We start from the raw sequence: 20,303 nt of genomic DNA, 5'->3' as shown, positions 1-20,303 counted from the left end.
TGGCTCTAGCCAGCTTTCCATTACGTCCTTTTTTAACAGACTCCAACCCATGCTTAGCCCTCAGGAATACCGCTCGCGAAGCACCCGCGTTGCATCGAGCACACGTGGATCATCATAGTCCAAGCTGTATCCTGTCTCTTGCTGCAAAATGCCGGATGGTCTAAGAGACACTCCCCGGTGAATTAAAGCCTGAATAATTCCCTCCACAAACACTGTCGCCACTTCAGGTCCACCGAGTTCACCAAGTCCAGCAATCGTCTCTGGACGAACCCGTGGATAAGCTAATGAGGAGTCTCCTCCGGAGGCTTGCGCATAGAAATCGCGGATTTGTTCACCGCGTTCTTGTCCCGAGCCAGAAACTACAACAAATGCATGTACAAAATAAGCATTATTCTGCCTACGCTGAGCGATCCCACAAAACTTCCGACCATTAATGGCCAGATCGAAATCACCCGGGCAGTAAGAACCAACAATCTCACCAGCCTCAATTTGCGCCGCAGCCTGTGGATGACTTATAGCAACCGCTTCCGTGATCAAAGCAGCCAAGAGCTTAAAGTCATCATGAAAGTCCAGCTTTCCACGTCCTTTGGGCAGAACTAGAGAAACATTAACGATCCCTGAATCCAGAGGCACCGCAGCCCCGCCTGAATGCCTAACCGCCGTTCTAATCCCTTGCTCCTCAAGCATAAGCATCGCCTGAGCTGCACACGGTAGCTTACTGTCCCGAAGTCCAAGCGCCACACCACCAGAATGACTCCACAGATGTAAGCTAGGAGGTATAATGCCCGCTCCAACATCCCTGCATAAGGTTTCCTCAAAAGCGAATGGAACCAACATATCTTCTAGGCTCCCTGCTTCTGTATCTTTGCTCTCATCCTTTGCACTCAGATGTTGAAAGAGCCCCATTTCTGAAGGAAGTTTACTAACTATTGAATCATACTCACGAGTATCCACCAAAGCCCCTCTTTCCCGAATATGAGCCACGAGACCTGCTATTCTCTACCAGCTAAAGATCCAAGCCTATCCGTATAAATAATGATAGTAATATTGTAACCGATCTGTCTCTATGCTGTGAGTAGAGAATTGAAATGAGGTTATGATAACGCTATTCTTATAGTAAATGGACTTGCCCCAGAGCATAATAGGGGAAGCCCTAAATTCATGCTATCCCAAACGTTAAGGAGTGATGCTGCATGACAGGAGACAAGCTGACCAAAGAACGACAGCTAACCAAAACAAAGCAATGGGAACAAGCCCTTAACCACCTTTATATCAACTTTTGGGATTACAGCCATGACGCATTAAATAAATTCGCTGATGAAGATATCCACCAGGCAAGAGTGAACTGCCGTAAGCTGCTAAGTCTATTATCCATTCTTGATCCGCGGCACACTTCAGGCCTGTACCCTATTTTCAAAAAAGCGCAAAAGAGATTAGGTAAAGTGAGAGATGCAGATGTTCTAATAGAATCTTTTAAGAACAAGCGCAAGCAAGCGAAGGAGAACGGAGATTCTAAAACTGCAGACCTGTTAAAGGCAGTGATTGCTTACCAAAAGGACAAGCGCAAAACTTACCGCAAGAAGCTCACTAATGAGCTGCCTGAACTAATCAATGAAGGCCTCGAGGAAAAGTGGAAGACCTTCCTAAGCGAGCAGCTTGAAGCCCTAGTCGCAAAAAAGAATGTTAACGTTGTTATGCGTGAGCTTGAGATCGCTTATGAGCAGAAGAAAAAAACCTGTAAAGCTATTTTTCATGAAGACAATGCCGAATCTAAAGAAGCCTTCGACGCTTTGCACCAGCTAAGAATTGCCGCTAAGGAACTGCGCTATACCGCGAGTGCAGCCGATTTTGCGTTAAATCAGAAATTTCATGCGCATGAGGAGATCTATAAGGAGATTCAAGATCAACTTGGGCTGATTAACGACAAACGTCTGTGGCTAGAAACACTGAATGCTATTGGACGTGAAGAACTGGACATCGGTAAAAAAACATGGAATGCCTTCACATCTCAATTAAAGGATGAAGTGCTCGATGCACTGCATCAGAATGATGTCATTCCTATCCAGACACAAACGAAGTAGCTCCATACAACATTGCAAATAGCCCTTTCTATTCAGCCGATGTATCTGATGCACCATACTCTTCAATATTCAGTTTCACTTCATAGGTAATCGGAATCTCGCTAAAGGTTTCATCCCAGTTATCCTCTACGCTCCGCCATACGGCTGGATGTTGAATACGCAAAGCGTTGCCGAAACCTGCAACCTCTGTATGCAGCTCCTTCTGCATTTTTTTCACAGTGACCTGAAGCATGTCTACGACATGCTTCTCTAGCACTGCTTTATCCTCCTTTACAATGCCGTCATGTAACTTCTTCGCACTCTTAGCAAAAGCCTCACCATATCTCCCCGTAGATTCTATTTTCACATGAAAGGAGATCTTCCCATCCTTCACAATAGCCTTATACTTGCTACCCAGGGATTTGATTTCATAGGTAATGAGCTTATTGTTAGACGGGTCGTATGCTTTGAGAGCACCCCCCTCTCCCTTTCCAGTCAGCCAGACCATTCCTTCCAGCTCCGATGCATCAAAAAAACCAACGAGTTTTCCCGTTTTCCCTTTAATTACGCCTGCTCCATCCAGCTTTGTCTCCTTCTCTTTTTCTAAAGATATTACATTCTGCAACATGAAACTTCTTTTACCATGCAAAGGACCCGCTACTTTAGCTATTGAAACTGGCTCCCATATCCTCGTGCTCCGACTTCTATTCACAAAAATCCCCTCTAATACAAATGAAGGGGTTTGGCCCGGCAGCGCATTTTCCAATACATCTCTGGCTTTTCCCTTGCTGACATATAGTAGAACACTGGGACGAATATCGTTATCCCTGCTAAAGAAATCAATTAACTCAGAAAACTTAGTAGAGCGTGCAAGCTTCTCACCGATCACAATGACCTTAAGGTGATGTCCGATCGGAGTACGTCTAGTACGCAGTGAAAGTGCCCGTAATGCTTCAAACATCGAATCACTTACTTCACTCATGTTATAGTAATTTCTGGTTGAGGATGGGGAAGCCCCAGACTTCATACCTGACCCTCCTGAGCCTTGAGGAATCGTAAACTGATAGGTACTCATTATTTGGGCAGGCATGGGATTCCCCCCACCTCCTTGCTGAGTTGCCTCCTCATCCCCTGTCTCCTCCGCACTGTCCAGGGCAACACCAATCTCCATACTCAACTCCTCAACAGGTGTACTGCTCCAGCAACCGGTCAACAGAATACATAATATAAGAAATGTAATCGACACTCTCCACTTTTTCATGAAGCCGCCCTCCGGAAATGTGCGATGATTAACAGCGGCAATGGAATTAATCCAAATAAAACGATCATCCAATTCCCCACAACTGTCCCTAATGCAAACAGAGCATTCACATTTGGAGGCGTTCTGGAAACTACATAGGCTACTGGAAGTATAGCCAATAAGCAGCTATTAAATCGTTTATGAAATATTTGAGAAACTCCCAAAGCAGCAGCATAAATAGTGATGCAGAAGGTGCAGAAAATTTGCATAATCCAGATTACCAGCAGCAGCGATTCAAACCTCTCAAAAATAAGATAATTCACCTCAAAGCTTCTCACTAGATCAAGAAATGGCCAAGTTCTTGTGACCACTCCATCTATAGAAAACGCACCAATAGTCATTACAACGGCTAAAAGATAAAAGAACGTTGATATACATGATCCAGCAATAATTACCTTTACTGCTTTTTGTGGCTTATCCATAAAAGCAACAATGAACAGCATCGCTTCACCAGCAGTAAAAGTCAGAATGGTTGGCCTGATGCCCTTCCATACCGGTCCTAACCCATCTCCAAGAAAAGGCCGCAGATTATCGATATCAAAAACTTCAACACTAAGCAAACATACCCCAACAAAAACTGTCCATGCAATCGGAACAATCAACCTACACATGCTAGTTATGGCATTAAGCCCTCCTCTGCACAAATAGAAGGCTATCCAAATAAACACGGCAACAATAGCCCAAGGAGGGGTTCCCTCCAGCAGAAAAAAAGAGGTCACTTCCTGCACGGAACGTGCTTCAAAACTGGCTATGCACAGAAAATAAACAATCACTAATATAGAGAGAATCACTCCAAGTGGCTTGCCAATGATTTTCCCGCTAAATTGAAAGATGGTTTGACCTGGAAACCGTTGACTAAGCTTCACTATAATTAAACCTGTAAAAAAGGTAATCACTCCCCCTAAAAAAACGGAGATCCATACGTCTGGAGTCTCACTAGCCTCTACAATCGTCCGAGGAAGTGTAAGTATCCCTGCCGCAATAGTATAATTGGCTAATATGATCGTTGCTTGAACAGCAGTAATTCGGTCCTTAACCTCGGTACTCATAATTTCTTCCTCCTTTACCTAGACCCCTCACCCTTTGCGTCGGGGGTCCTTCGGCTTCAACAGCGTAGGGCGGCCTGTTAGAAATTGCAGTGGCATACGGAATATAAAATCTTTCCAATCCTTAATCTTATACGGTATGAACATGCCAAGATAGGGCATGCCAAAGCTTCTTAGCTTGATTAAATGGGCACTCAGGAAAAGGAAAAATAACACAACTCCATATAATCCAAAGACTGCTGCAGAAAACATAGCTACAAAACGGAGCGTGCGAAGTGTCATTCCAGCACTATACATAGGGATGGTGAAGGAAGAAATTGCTGTAACTGAAACAACGATGACTAGAATTGGACTCACAATTCCGGCTTCTACCGCGGCTTGACCGATGATTAGACCGCCAACAATCCCCATTGCAGGACCGATAGGTTTAGGCAGCCGGAGTCCAGCCTCCCGTAATATTTCGATTGAGGTCTCCATAATCAATGCTTCGATTAATACCGAAAAAGGTACACCTTGGCGGGAGCTGATGATTGAAATAGCCAACTTTGTCGGAATCAATCCTGGCTGAAAGGAGAGGAAGGAAATATATAGTGCCGGTGCAAACATTGATATCAATGCCGCGAGAAAACGCAGTAAGCGCACCAACGAACCCACCATCCACCGATCGTAATAATCCTCAGGTGATTGCAGCAGCATCCCGAAGGAAACTGGCATAATCAGGGCAAAGGGAGTGCCATCCAGTAAAATAGCTACTCTCCCTTCCAGTAGCGCTGCCATTACGCGGTCAGGTCTTTCCGTATTCTGAATCTGCTGGAATGGCGTGAAGCTATTATCTTCGATTAATTGCTCCACATAACCAGATTCTTGCACATCATCTATATCAATCGTCCTAATTCTTCGTTTGACTTCTTCGACAAGTTCATCATTCGCGATATCTTTGATATAAGTTAGAACCAAATCCTTCTTCATTCTCTTTCCTACAGTAAACGAAATCATCGCTAGCTCTGTGCTTTGCCCGTGCCTGCGCAGTAATGCTGTGTTGTCACTTAACGTCTCATTAAATCCGCTTCGTGATCCCCGCAAGACTGCCTCTGATTCAGGCTCCTCTATCCCTCTTGTGTTCCCCTTCGGGGTGCTGAGCACAATAGCCTCCGGTATCCCTTCCACTAGCAGCACTACAGAGCCGAACAACACCTTTTGAAGCGAGAGCTTCACATTATCCGTAAACTCAACTTCCGAAATAAGCACAATTTCATGAATGAGAATATCTTTTAGATCCTTTGCTTCCGGTATCGTATGGGGATCCTTAAAGACCTGATAAGCATCCATTAAAGGCTTCAGAATATTGCGATCCATTTTATCTTTATCCGTCAATCCATCTACAAATATAAGGGCCGCTTGCAGCTTTATACCTCCGATACGCAACTCCCGAAAACTCACATCATGCATATCTGTGCTCATCTCTTTAAATCGTTGCAAATCCTCCCGAAATTGACCGCTATAGCTTGCTCCTGTAGGACCTTCACTTAGATCAGCCGATCCATCTGGCTTAGCAACCTTTTTCGTGCCGCTAGTACCTATAGATGTTTCTCCGTAAGGAACACCCCCGCCTATGCTGCCGGCAGCTTTTTTTGCTCTAGTACTTATCGTATCTTCCTTTGCCCTAGCCCAACTCGTCGTACGAATTAGAATAAACGGAACGAAAAAGATCATAAAACCTTGGAAAATTACGCTCCATTTAGGAATTAGCTCTAAAATACTACCCCACACCCTCATCACCTCCTTTATAGCTGTGTTCGTATTTTTTACCGAAGATGGTTAATTCATGCACAAAAAGAAGACCCCACAATATGGAGTCTCCCTAATTTCATCTTTATATTTATTGCCTTATGCTTGGAGAACCTTGTTCAGTATGCCTTGGTAGGCTGCTTTCGGACGCAGACCGACCAGCTTTTCTATAGGCTGTCCCTCTTTATATACAATGACAGTAGGCATCCCCATAACACCAGCTTCCCCAGCAAGATCCGGAAGTTCATCACAATTCACCTTTACAATAGAAACATCGTCTCCATATTCCTGGTGAAGATCTTCCAGAAGAGGCAACAGCACCTTACAAGGGGGGCACCATGGCGCACCATAATCCACCAGCACGGTTCCTCCACCACGTATTTCTGCCCGCACCCAATCCGCGCTATCGGCATTTATAATTGACATTTGCCATTCCTCCTCATATTTTCCAGCACCAGCAGTACCTATTCCAAGTTCTCCAGTGTACACGCGCCCAACTTGCTCTCATCCTGCTCCTGCAAGATAGATGCCATTCGTTCTTCCAAATTCCTCTTGATCTGATTTAGCTCTACAAGCTGACGTTCAATATCCTCCAGTTTACTGCGGTATAGTGGCATCACTTCTGCGCAGAAGGCTTCTTTGTTCTTCAACACACAATGTAGAAAGCCCGCGATCTGCTCTGTCGACAGACCCAGGTTCAAATATAGTTTAATCGTTTCTACCGTCTCTACAGCAAGTAAAGAGTACTCCCGATATCCGTTGGCCTGACGGATCGGCGAGATTAATCCCTGACTCTCATAGTAACGAAGTGAACGGACGCTTACGCCCGTCAGTTTAGCAAGCTCACCTATTTTCATAGCATTCTCCCCGGGGTTCATGAGAATTGTTCTACACCAGTATAAACCCTGACACCAATGTTAGAGTCAACAAAAAAATCCAACCGCAGTTAACCCGCAGTTGGACTCGTGTTTTATGTTACAACAGGTATATCCGCTTATATCCTACAATAATCCCGCCGCCCAAAGTCCACCTCTACGAATCATCTGGCGAAAAGGCTCTACGGAAAATGACGGCAAATGATGACCAGGCATTAAATAAACAACCCGGCCTAGACCAAACTCATGGCACCAAGCCGCCTGCCTCATTGCCCCATCATGAGGATATTCCATAAGCACAGTTGTTTCGAAATAGGGATGCTGCTCAAAATAATAAGGCTCATCATCGATCACAAATTCTTCGATTCCCTGCATAATGGGATGCTCCCCTGCCGGTATGGACATCTGGAGCGAAGTGAATTCTGGATGATGAGTGAAATGGGCTCCCAGCATGGCGCCTAGCTCCTGATTACGCTGTAAGGAGATTCCGTTATGTACCACTAGTAATCCGCCACCATTAGCCACATAGGAGAGCAATGCGCTGCTTTGTTCCGCCGGTATTTTATCATCGGAGAATTCGGTATAGGAGATTACCAGCTTGTAGTCAGATAATGTTTCTTTATTAAGCAGCCCGTAATCTTCCGAGGAGATTACCTGTAGATCATTGGCCAGTATCTGCTCAATCTCCCGGTCTACACCCGCAAATGGATGATATTTAACCTCCGTATAACTTCCGAGTGCCAGTGCTTTTAGTATAGACATCCTATCATCGCCTTTCTTCGTGTACTTTTTTTGATTACGGGAAACCCCTCTACCAAGGCCATGTATAGCCATCCACATCAAGATAGGCCGGCTCATCCCCTAGATATTTTTTATACTCCATAACCTGACTTATAATCTGATCTGCGGACACATCAGGTGAAATATCCGCTTGCTCATTTTTTTCGCCATGCATATAAGTCTTCATCCAGCCGGGGTGAAACACCATCACTTGACCCCCAAGCGTCTTTAGATGATTGTGCATCAGAGAGGACTGCATATTCAGTGCCGCTTTAGACATGCAGTAGCCGTACATATTAATACGCTTATTTCTGCCAATGCTGCCCGCTTCCGAAGAAATATTAACAATTAATTTATCCTTACTTTGCAATAATAGGCCCATAAGTGCATTGCTGACTCTCAACGCGCCTAGCGTATTCACATTATAAATCTCTGCCATGCCCTCATCATCCATATCCACCAGCATCGTAGCATCATCTGCGGAATGAATAATTCCGGCATTATTAATAAGAATATCAACATGCCCAGTTCTGCTGGCGATAGCCCTTGCTGCCTGCTTTACACTATCCTTACTACCAATATCGAGTGGAATAAGTTCCAGCTGTTCCGGATACTCTTCTTGAAGCGCTTTCAATTCATCTGCGTCTCTCATGTATTGTCCAGCAAATACTGAGAACTGTTTCTCTAAAAGAGAGTGTACAAGAGACAATCCAAGACCCCGATCAGCTCCAGTCACACATGCGACTCTGTTCATTCTTATCAACACTCCTACCTAGTAAGAATTATTGAAGCAAGTTGTCTTGCTTTCACCTTAGCATGCCGTCCCCTTTTTTTCAACGCGCTAAAATGAGGGTTTGGTCATCCTTGGATTAGCGGCTCCAGAATCCTTTTTGTTTTAAATTTAATATATGTTACAATCATGATTACAGGTTGTTAACAACACAATGGTTAGTAAAATAACGATCCCAGGAGGGTGATATCTATGTCTATTCAACAACTTCATACATTGGAAGATCTTAAGCAGTATGTGGCTAAACCTGGCAAAAAACTGCTGTTCAAACACAGCACTACCTGCCCGATTAGCGCCAAAGCTAATGAAGAATTCCAGGCTTATCTAAAGGATGCGGATACTGCAGCAGCAGTAGTTCTAGTCATCGAGGATCGTCCAGTTTCCAATCAAATTGCCGAGGATTTCGGGATTAAGCATGAATCTCCACAGCTCTTCCTGCTTGAGGATAATGAGGTTCGCTGGAACACTTCCCACTGGAAGATCACAAGAGATGCTATCAAAGAGGCTGTGAACCAATGAGCCAGCAAGTGATTGTTTATTCAACAGCAGGCTGCAGCGATTGTAATCTGGTCAAACAATATCTTACGGAGCAAGGTATCCCTTTTGAAGTAAGAGATGTTATGACTAGCACAGTCTATCAAGAGGAAGTCGAAAAGCTTGGTTTCATGGGTGTTCCTGTTACTGTAGCAGGGGATCATGCCACCAAAGGATTCAATCTTCCCGAGCTGAAAGCACTCATCGAAGCGGCCCAGTAATTCATCCGGTTAATTATTTAGCACTTGATATATGCATACCAAAAAAGGGTATTCCAACAGCCACTTGGCTAGGAATCCCCTTTTTTCATTGTTCTAAAGCTTAAGGTTCCTCACGCATAAGATTTGCCACGACCAGTACATCTACATTTCTGGCCGAACGCAGAATCTGCTTAGTGACATCCCCACGCAGCCATTTACGTACCCAGGAGCGTTGAGATTGGCCGATAATAATCTGTGTGCTCTGTAAGGCTTGAGACCTTTCAAGCAGCAAGGAAGACACTCGTGCCGGGAGCACGTTAGGAATCATCTTAAACGTTCCACCCAGTCGTTCCGTCAATTCTTTCAAATCATTAATTCGTTTATCGTAAGAAGGCCCGCTCTGCTTATATTCCTGTACGTACGTAACATACCAGCAAGCTTTTAGACGATAGGCAATCCTAAAACCTCGCCGAATCAGACGTTCCGCATGATCTCCTAAGGTGATGCACACATAGATCACTTCCTGCCGCCGCCAAGGTCCCCGCAGCGACCCGACACGTTCCCAGGCCTCCAGACGTTCATCCACATCATCAGCAATTTCCCGCAGCGCCAGTTCACGGAGGGCGATTAGATTGCCGATTTTGAAAAAAGCCCCCAGCGCCTGATCCACTTTGGTCATCGCATATATTTTCCCATCCTTCATCCGCTCTTGCAGTGTTTTAGGAGATACATCGATAAGTTCAACCTCGTCGGCCCGTTGCAGAATGCTGTCTGGGAAAGTCTCTCTAACTCTAACTCCGGTAATTTGTTCTACAGCATCATTCAAGCTTTCTAAGTGCTGAACATTCACTGTGGAGATTACAGAGATCCCTGCATCCAATAGCTCCATAACATCCATATACCGCTTCTTATGTTTGCTGCCCGGCATATTGGTATGTGCCAGTTCATCTACCAGTACGACCTCCGGATTACGCTTAATGATAGCTGCCGTATCCATTTCCTCAAGGACAGTCCCCCGATAGTCAATACTCAGTCGCGGAAGGATCTCCAGATCACCGATCTGTTCAAGGGTTTCTTTACGTCCATGCGTTTCTAGTAGTCCAATAACAACATCGATCCCTCTCTTTAGGAGATCATTTCCTTCTCGCAGCATCTTATAAGTCTTGCCCACTCCGGGAGCAGCACCAATGTACACTTTAAATGTGCCCCCACGAATGGCATCGATTTTATCCTTTACTTCCTGACTGCTTAATCTGTGATAGGCATCGGCTTTCCGCTCATTTCGGCTCTGCCGGGTAGGAAGAACGCGTTCTCCCTCACGCTCAGCACGATCAGCCACGAAAAACACATCTACTCCGCGGATTTGTTTTAACAATGAGTTAGCAATCGAACCCTTCCACAGCTCCTGCCACGCCGTTTGCTTGGAGTGTCCCATAACGATACGGGTAATATTATGCTGGATGGCGTATTTCACTAGAAGTCCCGGAATCTCCCTCTTCGAGCGAAAAGAAATCTCCTCCATCGAGGCCCCAATCTTCTCAGTCAGCTTCCATAGGGATCGCTTGAAGGTTGCTGCTTCCTTAGAGGGCGTCAGGCCCTGCTTCCAGAAGGATACCACCGCCAGATCTCCGTTTAACCGTTTAGCGATTTGCTGTCCACGGCGGATATGAATCGAGCCATTCCAATAATACTGTGCGGACACCAACACTTTTTCGGCAATCCCCGAAGCCCCCAGCAATCCTTGCTCCTCCCGATGCTTCTCCAGCGAGCCATTAACATCCTCCGCAACCATTCTCAGCGCCAGCTCCCGCAGCTTGCTTAGATTCCCTTTGTTAAAAAGCGAAGTCCGCTGCTTCTTGCCCAAATGTCCTTCGGACAAACGTTGAAGTATCTTTTCCGGAGTCACATCAATTAGAACGATATCATCTGCAAGGGTGAGCACTTCCGCAGGCAAGGAATATTCCACTTCAATCCCCGTCCACTTTCGCGCTAGATCTGCTGCGCCCTCCAGCTCGTATACGTTTACAGTTGTGATGACACTAATTCCACAGCCCAATAAATATTTGATATCCTCCAGCCTAGTTGATCTCTCCGCACCCTCGCGATTATGATGAGCCAATCCATCGGTCAGTACAACCTCTGGATTACGTGCCACAATAGCCTCCACGTCCAGATCCTTCTTCTCGATCTCCTTCTGAAACCAATGAATACTTGGAATCCGTTCCAAGTCACCCAGCTGATCCCTTGTTTCTGGACTCTGGTTGGTTGAAACCGCACAGATTACAACATCGATGCCCTGTGCTTTCAGCGCCTGACCCTCACGCAGCATCTGATAGGTTTTGCCCGATCCGCTGACCGGACCAATATAGATCTTCAGGCGTCCACGATGCAGCTCATAAATAGAGAGCAGCAGTTCCTCCGGCGTCTTCCTCCGATATGTTCCCATCAAGACCACTCCTTAATAACCCGTTCATCCATTCACTCTTCTATGCCAGAAAGCAAGATATCCCTGACCCAGTTTGAACAATCGGGCAGGGATATTAGCTATATTTATTTGTTCGTTAATTTCTGCAGCTCCATGTTCAACTTCAGAACATTTACCCGCTCTTCACCAAACAGCCCTAGATCGCGGCCTTCGGTCTGCTTACTCACTAGCTCTTCCAGCTGCGTGGCTGGAATCCCGGTCAAATTACTGATCCGGGGAATCTGCACAATTGCCGACGCAGGAGTGATATGCGGATCAAGACCTGAACCCGAGTTGGTTACTAAATCAACCGGCAGCTTGTTTACAGGGACATCCGGATTATCCAGCTGCCACTGTGTGATGGAATCCTTCGTCCGCTGCAGCATATCCGGGTTGGATGGGCCGTAGTTATTGGAGCCTGAAGCTTCCGCTTTATAATCAATGCTGGATACACGGCCATGGAATAACGCCGGGTCCGTAAAGCTCTGCCCGATGAGTTCTGAACCCAGAACAACTCCAGCGTCATTCTTCAGCTGACTGCCGTTTGCTTGCGATGGCATCAGAACTTGAGCAATCGCTGTAGTAGTCAGAGGATAAATCACTCCGCAGAGAACAACAAACACTAGACATAGCCGTAATATGATAAAGAAATTAGCACCCTTCGATGGTGACAACTGTTCTTCAGCGTCCGCAATCGATTTTCTGTTATTCACGATGCTCTCACCCTTTCAATGATTAGTTAATCCGTTGTTATATCCATACACTTACGAGCAAATCAATAAGTTTGATGCCCGCAAAAGGAACGACTACCCCACCTAAACCATAGATAAAAATATTACGTCCCAGCAGCTTCGTAGAACTCATCGCTTTATATGAGACACCTTTCATCGCCAATGGGATCAGCAGCGGAATAATAATTGCATTAAATATTAATGCAGATATAATTGCCGAGCTAGGTGAACCCAATCCCATGACATTCAGGGCTTCCATTTCAGGAATAGCTAGCATGAACATTGCCGGAATAATCGCGAAGTATTTAGCGATATCATTCGCAATACTGAACGTTGTCAACGCGCCCCGCGTCATCAGTAGCTGTTTACCAATAGCTACAACCTCAATGATCTTCGAGGGATCGGAGTCCAGATCAACCATGTTTGCTGCTTCCTTAGCGGCTGTAGTCCCGCTGTTCATCGCTAAGCCCACATCAGCTTGGGCGAGGGCAGGTGCGTCATTCGTACCATCACCAGTCATTGCCACCAGCTTGCCTTCGTTCTGCTCGCGGCGGATAACCGCTATTTTATCCTCAGGTGTACTCTCTGCAATAAAATCATCTACCCCTGCTTCACGGGCAATAGTAGCTGCGGTCAGCGGATTGTCCCCTGTACACATGATAGTCTTGATTCCCATTTTTCGCAGCTCATCGAACCGCTCTTTCATGCCTGGCTTAACTGTATCCTTTAAGTAAATAAGTCCATAAATCCGGTTGTCTACCGCAACAGCAAGCGGGGTCCCCCCCATCCGGGCGATAGCATCGGAATTACTGTCGAGGTTCGCGGGAATGACTCCGCCCTTCGACTGTACCCATTTCTTCACGGAATCGACTGCCCCTTTACGAACAGATCGTCCATCCCGCAGATCTATACCACTCATCCGGGTCTCAGCCTTAAACTCCACGAACTCTCCGCCTTCAGCAAGTTTGCTGTCATAGCTGCGTTCCAGCTTCTTAGCCAGCTCAATAACAGAACGTCCTTCCGGAGTCTCATCCTTTAGCGAACTAATAGCTGCCCAAGCCGTAAGCTCAGCTTCCGTTTCATCTCCAACTGGCACAAAATCACTCGCCATCCGGTTTCCGAAAGTAATCGTACCGGTCTTATCTAGAATCATTGTATTAATGTCGCCGGCAGCTTCAACGGCCTTCCCTGACATAGCAAGGACATTAAACTGTGTGACGCGGTCCATCCCTGCTATCCCGATAGCGGAGAGCAGTCCCCCGATTGTGGTCGGGATCAGACAGACCAACAGGGCGATCATAACAGGAATATCTAGATCAACACCCAGATAAGTCGCAATTGGCCGCAAGGTCACTACTACAATCAGGAAAATCAACGTCAGACTGATCAAGAGTGTATTTAGTGCAATTTCATTGGGTGTCTTCTGACGTTTCGCCCCTTCAACGAGGGAGATCATCCGATCCAAGAATGACTCACCGGGATCACTGGTAATTTTGACTTTAATCTCATCACTAACTACCCGGGTGCCGCCTGTGACTGAGCCAAAATCTCCGCCGGCTTCCTTAATAACAGGTGCAGATTCACCTGTAATTGCCGATTCATCTACGGAGGCCAGCCCTTCAATCACTTCACCATCGCCAGGGATAAGTTCTCCCTGACTGACGATCACGATATCTCCTTTCCGCAGCTCGGAGGAAGAAACGGTCTTCACAGACCCTCCAACGAGCTTATTAGCTGTGATATCCTGTTTCGTTTTCTTAAGCGAATCCGCCTGTGCCTTCCCGCGGCCTTCAGCCAGCGCTTCAGCGAAGTTGGCAAACAGCACTGTGAATAACAGAATGAACAACACCGTGATATTGAAGCCTACCGATTTCTCTGCATTAAAATATCCGGGGGCCAGTACCATAAGCAATACAATAATCGTGCCGATTTCGACTACGAACATGACCGGATTTTTGATTAACGTCACCGGGTTAAGCTTAATAAAGCTATCCTTTACAGCGCTTAGGAGTATGGGTCCCGTCAGCAGCTTTTTTCTTTTTACAGTACTCATCTTGTTCTCCCTCTTCCTACCGTAAGGTCAAATATTCTGCAATCGGGCCGAGCACAATGACCGGCAGAAACGTCAGCGCACCGATAATCACTACCGTACCAATCAGAATTCCGGTGAACAGACCATTGTCTGTGCGGAATGTGCCAATCGTCTCAGGAACCGGCTTCTTCTGGATCAGTGAACCTGCAACTGCCAGCATTGCGATTATAGAGACATAACGGCCAAGCAGCATTACGATCCCGGTTGTAACATTCCAAAAGGTGGTATTGTCCGCAAGCCCTTCAAATCCTGAACCATTGTTCGCGGCAGAAGAGACATATTCATATAACACTTGGCTAAGTCCATGGAATCCGGGATTCGTAATGGAACCGTTGCCCAAGCCCGTTAAGAACGCACCTGCTGTTGGTACAAGGATAATGAACGGATGCACAAGGATAGCAATCGCAATCAGCTTCATCTCCTTGGCTTCTATCTTTCGCCCGAGAAACTCTGGTGTTCTGCCAACCATTAGTCCACATAAGAAGACGCCCATGATGGCATACATCAGCATATTGATTAGTCCTACACCTTTTCCCCCGAAGACGTTATTGAGCATCATTAGGGCCAGAGGGGTAATGCCACCCAGCGGTGTTAGCGTATCATGCATATTGTTAACACTACCTGTCGTAGCTGCCGTTGTTACCGAAGTGAACAGAGAAGATTGCGGGATCCCAAAACGTACCTCTTTACCTTCCATGCTGCCTTGCGAAGACTCGATCCCCAGCGCATTAATAGCGGGATTCCCTTTAGTTTCCGCATAATAATTCAGCCCCAGCAGCAGAACGAACAAGGTCATCATTGCTGTGAAAATCACCCAGCCCTGACGTTTGTTCTTAGCGAACAACCCGTACATATATGGCAAAGAGGCTGGCAACATCCACATAGAGAGAATCTCCAGAACGTTCGTAAGTGGATTAGGGTTCTCAAAAGGATGCGCTGAATTGGCTCCGAAGAAGCCGCCACCATTCGTACCTAAGTGTTTAATTGACTCCAAAGAAGCGACTGGACCGATAGCGATTTGTTGCGTCTGCCCTTCGAGTGTAGTGACCTCAAGCGATGGCTTGAGCGTTTGTGGCACATGCAATCCTACCAGCACCAATGAAACTAGCAGAGCTAATGGAATGAATACACGAATATGTGCTTTTACGAAGTCCTCAAAAAAATTCCCGACTGATTTCTGTCCTGTAATCCCTCTGACAAAAGCAACCGCAACAGAAAATCCGCTCGCTGCAGACGTGAACATCATCATCGTGATGACTGCCATTTGTGAAAAATACGATAGTCCCGTCTCCCCGCTATAATGCTGCAGGTTCGTATTGGTCATAAAGCTGATCACCGTATTAAATGAAAGCGTCTGTTCCATATCGGCAATTCCATTCGGGTTCAGCGGCAATCCCCGCTGTAATCTTAGAAAAATATAACTGAAAGCAACCAGTACGATATTAGTTAAAACAAAGCTGAGTGCATACTTCTTCCAGGACATTCCGTCCCGTTTTTTCAGGCCGATCAGCTTATAAATACCTTTCTCTGTGCCTGCAAACCAGCGATCCGTACGATTCGGTTCGTTAGAAAATACATGATATAAATACGTCCCCATCGGCTTGACCAACAAGATGAGAATTACAATTACGACGACTATTTGCAAAATGCCCATGAATGCCCCTCCTTAAAATTTCTCAGGATGAATCAACGCGTAAACCAGATATATAAACAACAGTAGGGTAACAGCGATTACTAGAATCACAGCTTATCCCTCCCCGTATCCTCAACTACACCTGCGCACCAGCGCATAAAGCCATAAAATAACCCGTAAATTACAGCTAACGAAGCCACCATATACAGATCCATCATATCTTCCGCACTCCTTCCATTATCCTTGATGAGGTGATCTATCGATTAGAAAATCAGCATCACCACTATGGGAATAGATTACATAGCTCGCACCAAGTCTTTTATAGACCAATCTAGGATTTATAGAACTTGTAATCACAAAAATTGGCTGTGTCGTCCAGGTACGGCACATCTGAATATAGCGGCAGCAAAGCGGAAAGCTGCTCTCAAACAGATATACCCTGCCTACCGGGAACGATGGGCGAAACCAAGTGCTCTGATGGCGGGTATCCACTAGAATAACCTGCTCGATTCCGAGCTCCTCTAGTAAAGCTTTCTCAGCCAGATTGTTGGTTAATCCCGCCATCTTAATACCCCTGAACTTCAGAAGTTTAATGAAATGTTCTCCCGCCTTTGTAGGCGCACATACAAGCACATATTCATTCTGATCCGTCATCTCTTTTTTCTCCTCCTGCTCATTTACAACAAGGAGGCAACGAAAATCTCCGAAAGGATGTTGACCTATCGTCATTTTCGGGCACAACCTAAAGCTCGGTTGTGTCACGTCATTAGACGCTGCCTTACAAATACCGCTAATGATGAATTTAGCGACCTCTTGGGGGAGGCCTCCATAAATGCTTTGCTTCTAAGAGCACAGCAAAAAGCCACAAAGGATCTCCTCTGTGGCTCGCTAGCGGTCACATTGCACTCATCCTCTCTCCATACGCTTACGAGGTTAGCTGTCGGATTCGGGCGGTGAGAGTCGCCCTACCTGTATAGATGCGAGCTCACTCGCACCCTCTACAGGATTCACCCCATAATCAGCTTCCGACTCTCACATCGGCTGCCGATTGTTGGTTCCCCCGCTTTCCTTATCGGAAATTAAGCGGATCAAATATTCGATTGTCGTTGAAACAGGAGTAATCATACTCTTATGCACGAAGACTTGTAAAACCTGAATGATGCCAAAATAATGCAAATTAAAAACTATTTTCCCATTAGATAGCGCTTACTTGATATCTAATCTCTCTATATCTCTTGTTTACTCGAGTTTCGAGCGTTTAATCGCTATCTATAACCCATGTGATTTTATTCACCTTTTTAGGGTGAAAATACTGCAAATTCCCTTTATAGGTAGAAACGCAAGAAGCTGAGGTTGAGCGAGAAAGAGGCGCGATAACACGCCATAAATACCTATTTACCTCGTTTTTCAGTCGTAGTCGGCAGGATATGGTTAAAATCGCTCTAAAAGAACATTTTCCGTTTTTTACAGAAAATCTTGAAAAGAGTATGATTCGGGTTGAATCTAATTCATGAAAAACAATCAACGCTGAGTTCCTGCATTCGCAGGGAACGGGGGAACCATCAGGCCACCTGGCCTACTTGGGGTGAATCCAAAGGAGACTGCGTAAGTCTCAATAGGTAGGGCGACTCTCACCGTCCGAATCCGACAGCTAACCTCGTAAGCGTAAAGAGAGAGACCCTTGATCCGCCACGCTTTGGCCCAGGTATATCTGCCTGTAATCCAAAACCGCAGCAGAGGTCCTCCTCTTGCTGCGGTTTTTGCGTTACCTGAGCCTATTAGGTGATAGCACGCTGGATGGGGTGAATGTTTTGAAGCACTATTATTTAGGGATACATCAAGGGCTGCTTGAGCCGATAAGTCTAAATTACGTTTGTTTCGGGGCCTTATGGTTCGAAGAAAATAATCACAAGTACATTGTAGGTTATGCATTTGGCCAGAACCAGATCCAAGCCCTTCGCCAATTCAGTACACCTTCTTCTTGTAAAGACTGTTTAGACTCTAAGATTGTATATGAAATATATAAAAAAATTCGAGAACAACAACAGCAGCAGGATTGGTCATCGCATCAAAAACTCCCGTGGTTTACAGCCTTCAAGGAGCCTTGGAAAGATGTAAGCGCCGGTTGGTATGTCTTGAGATCCCGCAGCACCTTTCCCTTACATCTATCTGTTATACGGAAAGAGAAGTTCCGACTATGGCTAGAGCATACCGCAGTCTGTGAGAATAAAATGGAAATGCTCGCTTGTGTAGAAAAGGCTAGTGTCACTCATCATGTAGACTTAAAGCTTTTGGAAATCTAAGGAGGAACCCTACTATGGACCAGCGCAGACTATCCCGCATTGAAGTATTTGTATTGGATGAACCCGAGCCTATTCACTATGGAATGGAAGGGGCTGAAGGCTGCCGTTATGGTATTCTGAAGCTCACCTGTAAGGGAGGTTGCAGTTGGGGGGCTTGTCTAATCTCTGCCAACACCAAAAATTTCGATCTCATTAAATGGAGTTCTTTTTTACGGGCTATCTGTCATTGCCGTCTTGAGGAAGCGCTGGATAAGGTCCGCCGCGAAGGTTCAGATTGGGAGCAGGTTAAGCTTGAGCTAGTTCAGGGTGCTTTGCAGGATTTAAAGGCCAAGCTCCAGGGTAAATCCTTGGCTGGGCATATTCAGCAAGGGCGTCTGTACAGTGTTGCAGCTGGGGGGAGCAATTCCAGAAGTGAACGGCTCTACTACAAACCTTCCAAAGCTTTATCCACTGCCTCCCAGCAGAAACACAGTTGCCCGGAACCAGACACCGCCGATCTTATCAATAAATCCATCTCTTACTTTTCTATATTATAGATTCAAGCAAATCTCTCATTCTGAAAGGATCGTGTTCACCATGCCTGACCCCTTACCTCCCGTGTCCACCTACAGTGCTAAATTTGCAGAGTGTGTTCAAAAGTATACTAATGAAGTCTACGTACTCAGTTCCATGTTATTAGAACAATCTAATGAGGCAGACAAGGTTACTATCCGCACCTTCACAGAGCTTCATAAAATATATCGTCAGGATAACTTCGACCCTCAGTTATTCTCTATCCACGCTTACCGCACTTGTATTCGCCAGTGTGCTGATTCTTTTGCCCGGCGCTCTCTTCTATCGGCTAAGGGAATACCTTGGGAGGAACAGCTTGTGAAGGTATTGTGGTACGGCTTAAAGCTGCCTCTTTCTCAAATAAGCGTTATTCTGCAAAAAAGTGTTCCTGCACTGAAAGCACAGCTTAGAGCTGTACGGGAGCAGATGACCGCCCAAGCGGATATACTAACGAGCGCAAATCTTTCTATAATTTAGTCACTGACTAGAATTCAGACGATCTTTAAGCGCATGAAGCATCTAACGGACTCAGGAGCCTTTAATTGAAGCTTTTCCTCAAATTTGGCCGGCGTTCGGACTCCAGTAGAAATCCCGAGCGATGAGCGTCTCGGATCGTCTTCAAGCAGGCCCTAATCATCTTCCACCAAGGCAAGGCTTACGGACCCAGATATCGTTATTTGCACGTTTATCGCCTTTTGAGCATAGTATCGGACTCCAGTGCAACTATTTGGTTAAAAGAGCTACTAATTCACTGTTTTTCATGCCAATAGCGACTATTGTGTCCGATATCTTGCCAAATCTCGATGATTGTTGCATTTAAGTGTTGCTGGGTCCGTTAGCTATATCAGCTCGTATACAAAGAGATTGCCAACTCAAAAACGGGGATATCCCAGCAACCATAAATGGCTGTTAGGATCCCCCCGAAAATTCAGTACCTACTATTGTGCCTTACTCTTACGCGCCTTACTGTACATCCACAATCCTGCCAACATCCCCACTATAGCAACACCGGTCAATACGCCTTGAACGAAATCCATAAAAGTGGAGCCATCCGGAAGCATTCTACTAACCGAAGCCAGTGATACCGAACTCATTAAAAGCATAATGGTATATTGTTCGCTTGTAGACATCATTAGCACTCCCTAAAAGTTATAT

General features: G+C 45.8%; 21 protein-coding genes and 2 riboswitches. Of the genes, 6 read left to right on the top strand and 15 right to left on the bottom strand.

What is annotated here, in order from left to right:
• Positions 1 to 60: 60 nt before the first annotated feature.
• Complete coding sequence (locus NSS82_RS03020) at positions 61 to 954, bottom strand: lipoate--protein ligase family protein (RefSeq protein WP_081384020.1); 894 nt, start codon at positions 952 to 954, stop codon at positions 61 to 63.
• A 239-nt stretch (positions 955 to 1,193) separates the two neighbouring features.
• Here NSS82_RS03020 and NSS82_RS03015 point away from each other — a divergent pair, with 239 nt between their 5' ends.
• Positions 1,194 to 2,081 carry a CHAD domain-containing protein gene (locus NSS82_RS03015; protein ID WP_036676731.1) on the top strand — a complete coding sequence of 296 codons (888 nt, stop codon included), beginning with the start codon at positions 1,194 to 1,196 and terminating at the stop codon, positions 2,079 to 2,081.
• 28 nt (positions 2,082 to 2,109) lie between these two features.
• Here NSS82_RS03015 and NSS82_RS03010 read toward each other — a convergent pair whose 3' ends face one another.
• The 7 genes from NSS82_RS03010 to NSS82_RS02980 all read right to left on the bottom strand — a co-directional run bounded on the left by NSS82_RS03010 (position 2,110) and on the right by NSS82_RS02980 (position 8,603).
• On the bottom strand, positions 2,110 to 3,321 hold the full coding sequence (locus NSS82_RS03010) for a Ger(x)C family spore germination protein (RefSeq protein WP_036676729.1): 1,212 nt from the start codon (positions 3,319 to 3,321) through the stop codon (positions 2,110 to 2,112).
• Positions 3,318 to 4,409 carry a GerAB/ArcD/ProY family transporter gene (locus NSS82_RS03005; protein WP_036676848.1) on the bottom strand — a complete coding sequence of 364 codons (1,092 nt, stop codon included), beginning with the start codon at positions 4,407 to 4,409 and terminating at the stop codon, positions 3,318 to 3,320. The genes NSS82_RS03010 and NSS82_RS03005 overlap by 4 nt, the downstream gene beginning before the upstream one ends.
• A 27-nt stretch (positions 4,410 to 4,436) precedes the next feature.
• On the bottom strand, positions 4,437 to 6,176 hold the full coding sequence (locus tag NSS82_RS03000; RefSeq protein ID WP_370510593.1) for a spore germination protein: 1,740 nt from the start codon (positions 6,174 to 6,176) through the stop codon (positions 4,437 to 4,439).
• A 117-nt stretch (positions 6,177 to 6,293) separates the two neighbouring features.
• A complete protein-coding gene (locus NSS82_RS02995) occupies positions 6,294 to 6,620 on the bottom strand; it encodes a thioredoxin family protein (RefSeq protein ID WP_036676728.1) in 327 nt (108 codons plus the stop codon).
• A 38-nt stretch (positions 6,621 to 6,658) separates the two neighbouring features.
• Positions 6,659 to 7,051, bottom strand: coding sequence for a MerR family transcriptional regulator (locus tag NSS82_RS02990; RefSeq protein WP_036676727.1), 393 nt, complete (start codon positions 7,049 to 7,051; stop codon positions 6,659 to 6,661).
• 144 nt (positions 7,052 to 7,195) lie between these two features.
• Positions 7,196 to 7,831, bottom strand: a complete 636-nt coding sequence (locus NSS82_RS02985) for a ThuA domain-containing protein (RefSeq protein ID WP_076101367.1) — start codon at positions 7,829 to 7,831, stop codon at positions 7,196 to 7,198.
• A 49-nt stretch (positions 7,832 to 7,880) separates the two neighbouring features.
• Positions 7,881 to 8,603: an SDR family NAD(P)-dependent oxidoreductase gene (locus tag NSS82_RS02980; protein WP_076272725.1), complete on the bottom strand. Its 723-nt coding sequence runs from the start codon at positions 8,601 to 8,603 to the stop codon at positions 7,881 to 7,883.
• Between the two features lie 228 nt (positions 8,604 to 8,831).
• On the opposite strand from NSS82_RS02980, the gene ytxJ reads away from it, so the two are divergent.
• Entirely contained in the window at positions 8,832 to 9,158 is a 327-nt protein-coding gene (gene ytxJ, locus NSS82_RS02975) for a bacillithiol system redox-active protein YtxJ (RefSeq protein ID WP_038568551.1), read from the top strand.
• Positions 9,155 to 9,394, top strand: a complete 240-nt coding sequence (locus tag NSS82_RS02970; RefSeq protein ID WP_036676715.1) for a glutaredoxin family protein — start codon at positions 9,155 to 9,157, stop codon at positions 9,392 to 9,394. Before ytxJ ends, NSS82_RS02970 begins: the two co-directional genes overlap by 4 nt.
• A gap of 100 nt (positions 9,395 to 9,494) precedes the next feature.
• On the opposite strand, the gene NSS82_RS02965 is transcribed toward NSS82_RS02970, so the two are convergent.
• The 6 genes from NSS82_RS02965 to NSS82_RS02945 all read right to left on the bottom strand — a co-directional run bounded on the left by NSS82_RS02965 (position 9,495) and on the right by NSS82_RS02945 (position 16,947).
• Positions 9,495 to 11,819, bottom strand: coding sequence for a histidine kinase (locus NSS82_RS02965; protein ID WP_036676712.1), 2,325 nt, complete (start codon positions 11,817 to 11,819; stop codon positions 9,495 to 9,497).
• 104 nt (positions 11,820 to 11,923) lie between these two features.
• Entirely contained in the window at positions 11,924 to 12,532 is a 609-nt protein-coding gene (gene kdpC / locus NSS82_RS02960) for a potassium-transporting ATPase subunit KdpC (protein ID WP_076272731.1), read from the bottom strand.
• Positions 12,533 to 12,587: 55 nt separating this feature from the next.
• The gene (gene kdpB, locus NSS82_RS02955; RefSeq protein ID WP_076138246.1) at positions 12,588 to 14,621 is read right to left on the bottom strand and encodes a potassium-transporting ATPase subunit KdpB; all 2,034 of its coding nucleotides are present in this window, start codon (positions 14,619 to 14,621) and stop codon (positions 12,588 to 12,590) included.
• Positions 14,622 to 14,637: 16 nt separating this feature from the next.
• On the bottom strand, positions 14,638 to 16,314 hold the full coding sequence (kdpA, locus tag NSS82_RS02950; protein WP_036676707.1) for a potassium-transporting ATPase subunit KdpA: 1,677 nt from the start codon (positions 16,312 to 16,314) through the stop codon (positions 14,638 to 14,640).
• A gap of 12 nt (positions 16,315 to 16,326) precedes the next feature.
• Complete coding sequence (gene kdpF / locus NSS82_RS32620) at positions 16,327 to 16,404, bottom strand: K(+)-transporting ATPase subunit F (protein ID WP_076101420.1); 78 nt, start codon at positions 16,402 to 16,404, stop codon at positions 16,327 to 16,329.
• 126 nt (positions 16,405 to 16,530) lie between these two features.
• Complete coding sequence (locus NSS82_RS02945; RefSeq protein ID WP_036676842.1) at positions 16,531 to 16,947, bottom strand: hypothetical protein; 417 nt, start codon at positions 16,945 to 16,947, stop codon at positions 16,531 to 16,533.
• Between the two features lie 252 nt (positions 16,948 to 17,199).
• Positions 17,200 to 17,389: riboswitch (cyclic di-AMP (ydaO/yuaA leader) on the bottom strand.
• A 419-nt stretch (positions 17,390 to 17,808) separates the two neighbouring features.
• Positions 17,809 to 17,973: riboswitch (cyclic di-AMP (ydaO/yuaA leader) on the top strand.
• Between the two features lie 68 nt (positions 17,974 to 18,041).
• Here NSS82_RS02945 and NSS82_RS02940 point away from each other — a divergent pair.
• From NSS82_RS02940 to NSS82_RS02930, 3 genes are read left to right on the top strand one after another with little or no spacing between them, the layout of a single operon-like run.
• Complete coding sequence (locus NSS82_RS02940; protein ID WP_076272724.1) at positions 18,042 to 18,596, top strand: hypothetical protein; 555 nt, start codon at positions 18,042 to 18,044, stop codon at positions 18,594 to 18,596.
• A 14-nt stretch (positions 18,597 to 18,610) separates the two neighbouring features.
• On the top strand, positions 18,611 to 19,132 hold the full coding sequence (locus NSS82_RS02935) for a hypothetical protein (RefSeq protein WP_051490930.1): 522 nt from the start codon (positions 18,611 to 18,613) through the stop codon (positions 19,130 to 19,132).
• 40 nt (positions 19,133 to 19,172) lie between these two features.
• A complete protein-coding gene (locus tag NSS82_RS02930; RefSeq protein ID WP_076272723.1) occupies positions 19,173 to 19,625 on the top strand; it encodes a hypothetical protein in 453 nt (150 codons plus the stop codon).
• Between the two features lie 461 nt (positions 19,626 to 20,086).
• On the opposite strand, the gene NSS82_RS02925 is transcribed toward NSS82_RS02930, so the two are convergent.
• Positions 20,087 to 20,281, bottom strand: coding sequence for a hypothetical protein (locus tag NSS82_RS02925; protein ID WP_143761263.1), 195 nt, complete (start codon positions 20,279 to 20,281; stop codon positions 20,087 to 20,089).
• Positions 20,282 to 20,303 lie beyond the last annotated feature (22 nt).

Source organism: Paenibacillus sp. FSL H7-0735, from assembly GCF_038008505.1.
In the GTDB taxonomy this organism is placed as follows: Bacteria; Bacillota; Bacilli; order Paenibacillales; family Paenibacillaceae; genus Paenibacillus_AQ; species Paenibacillus_AQ odorifer.
The sequence above is the reverse complement of the archived record's forward strand: the minus strand, read 5'-3'. Positions and strand labels throughout refer to the sequence as shown.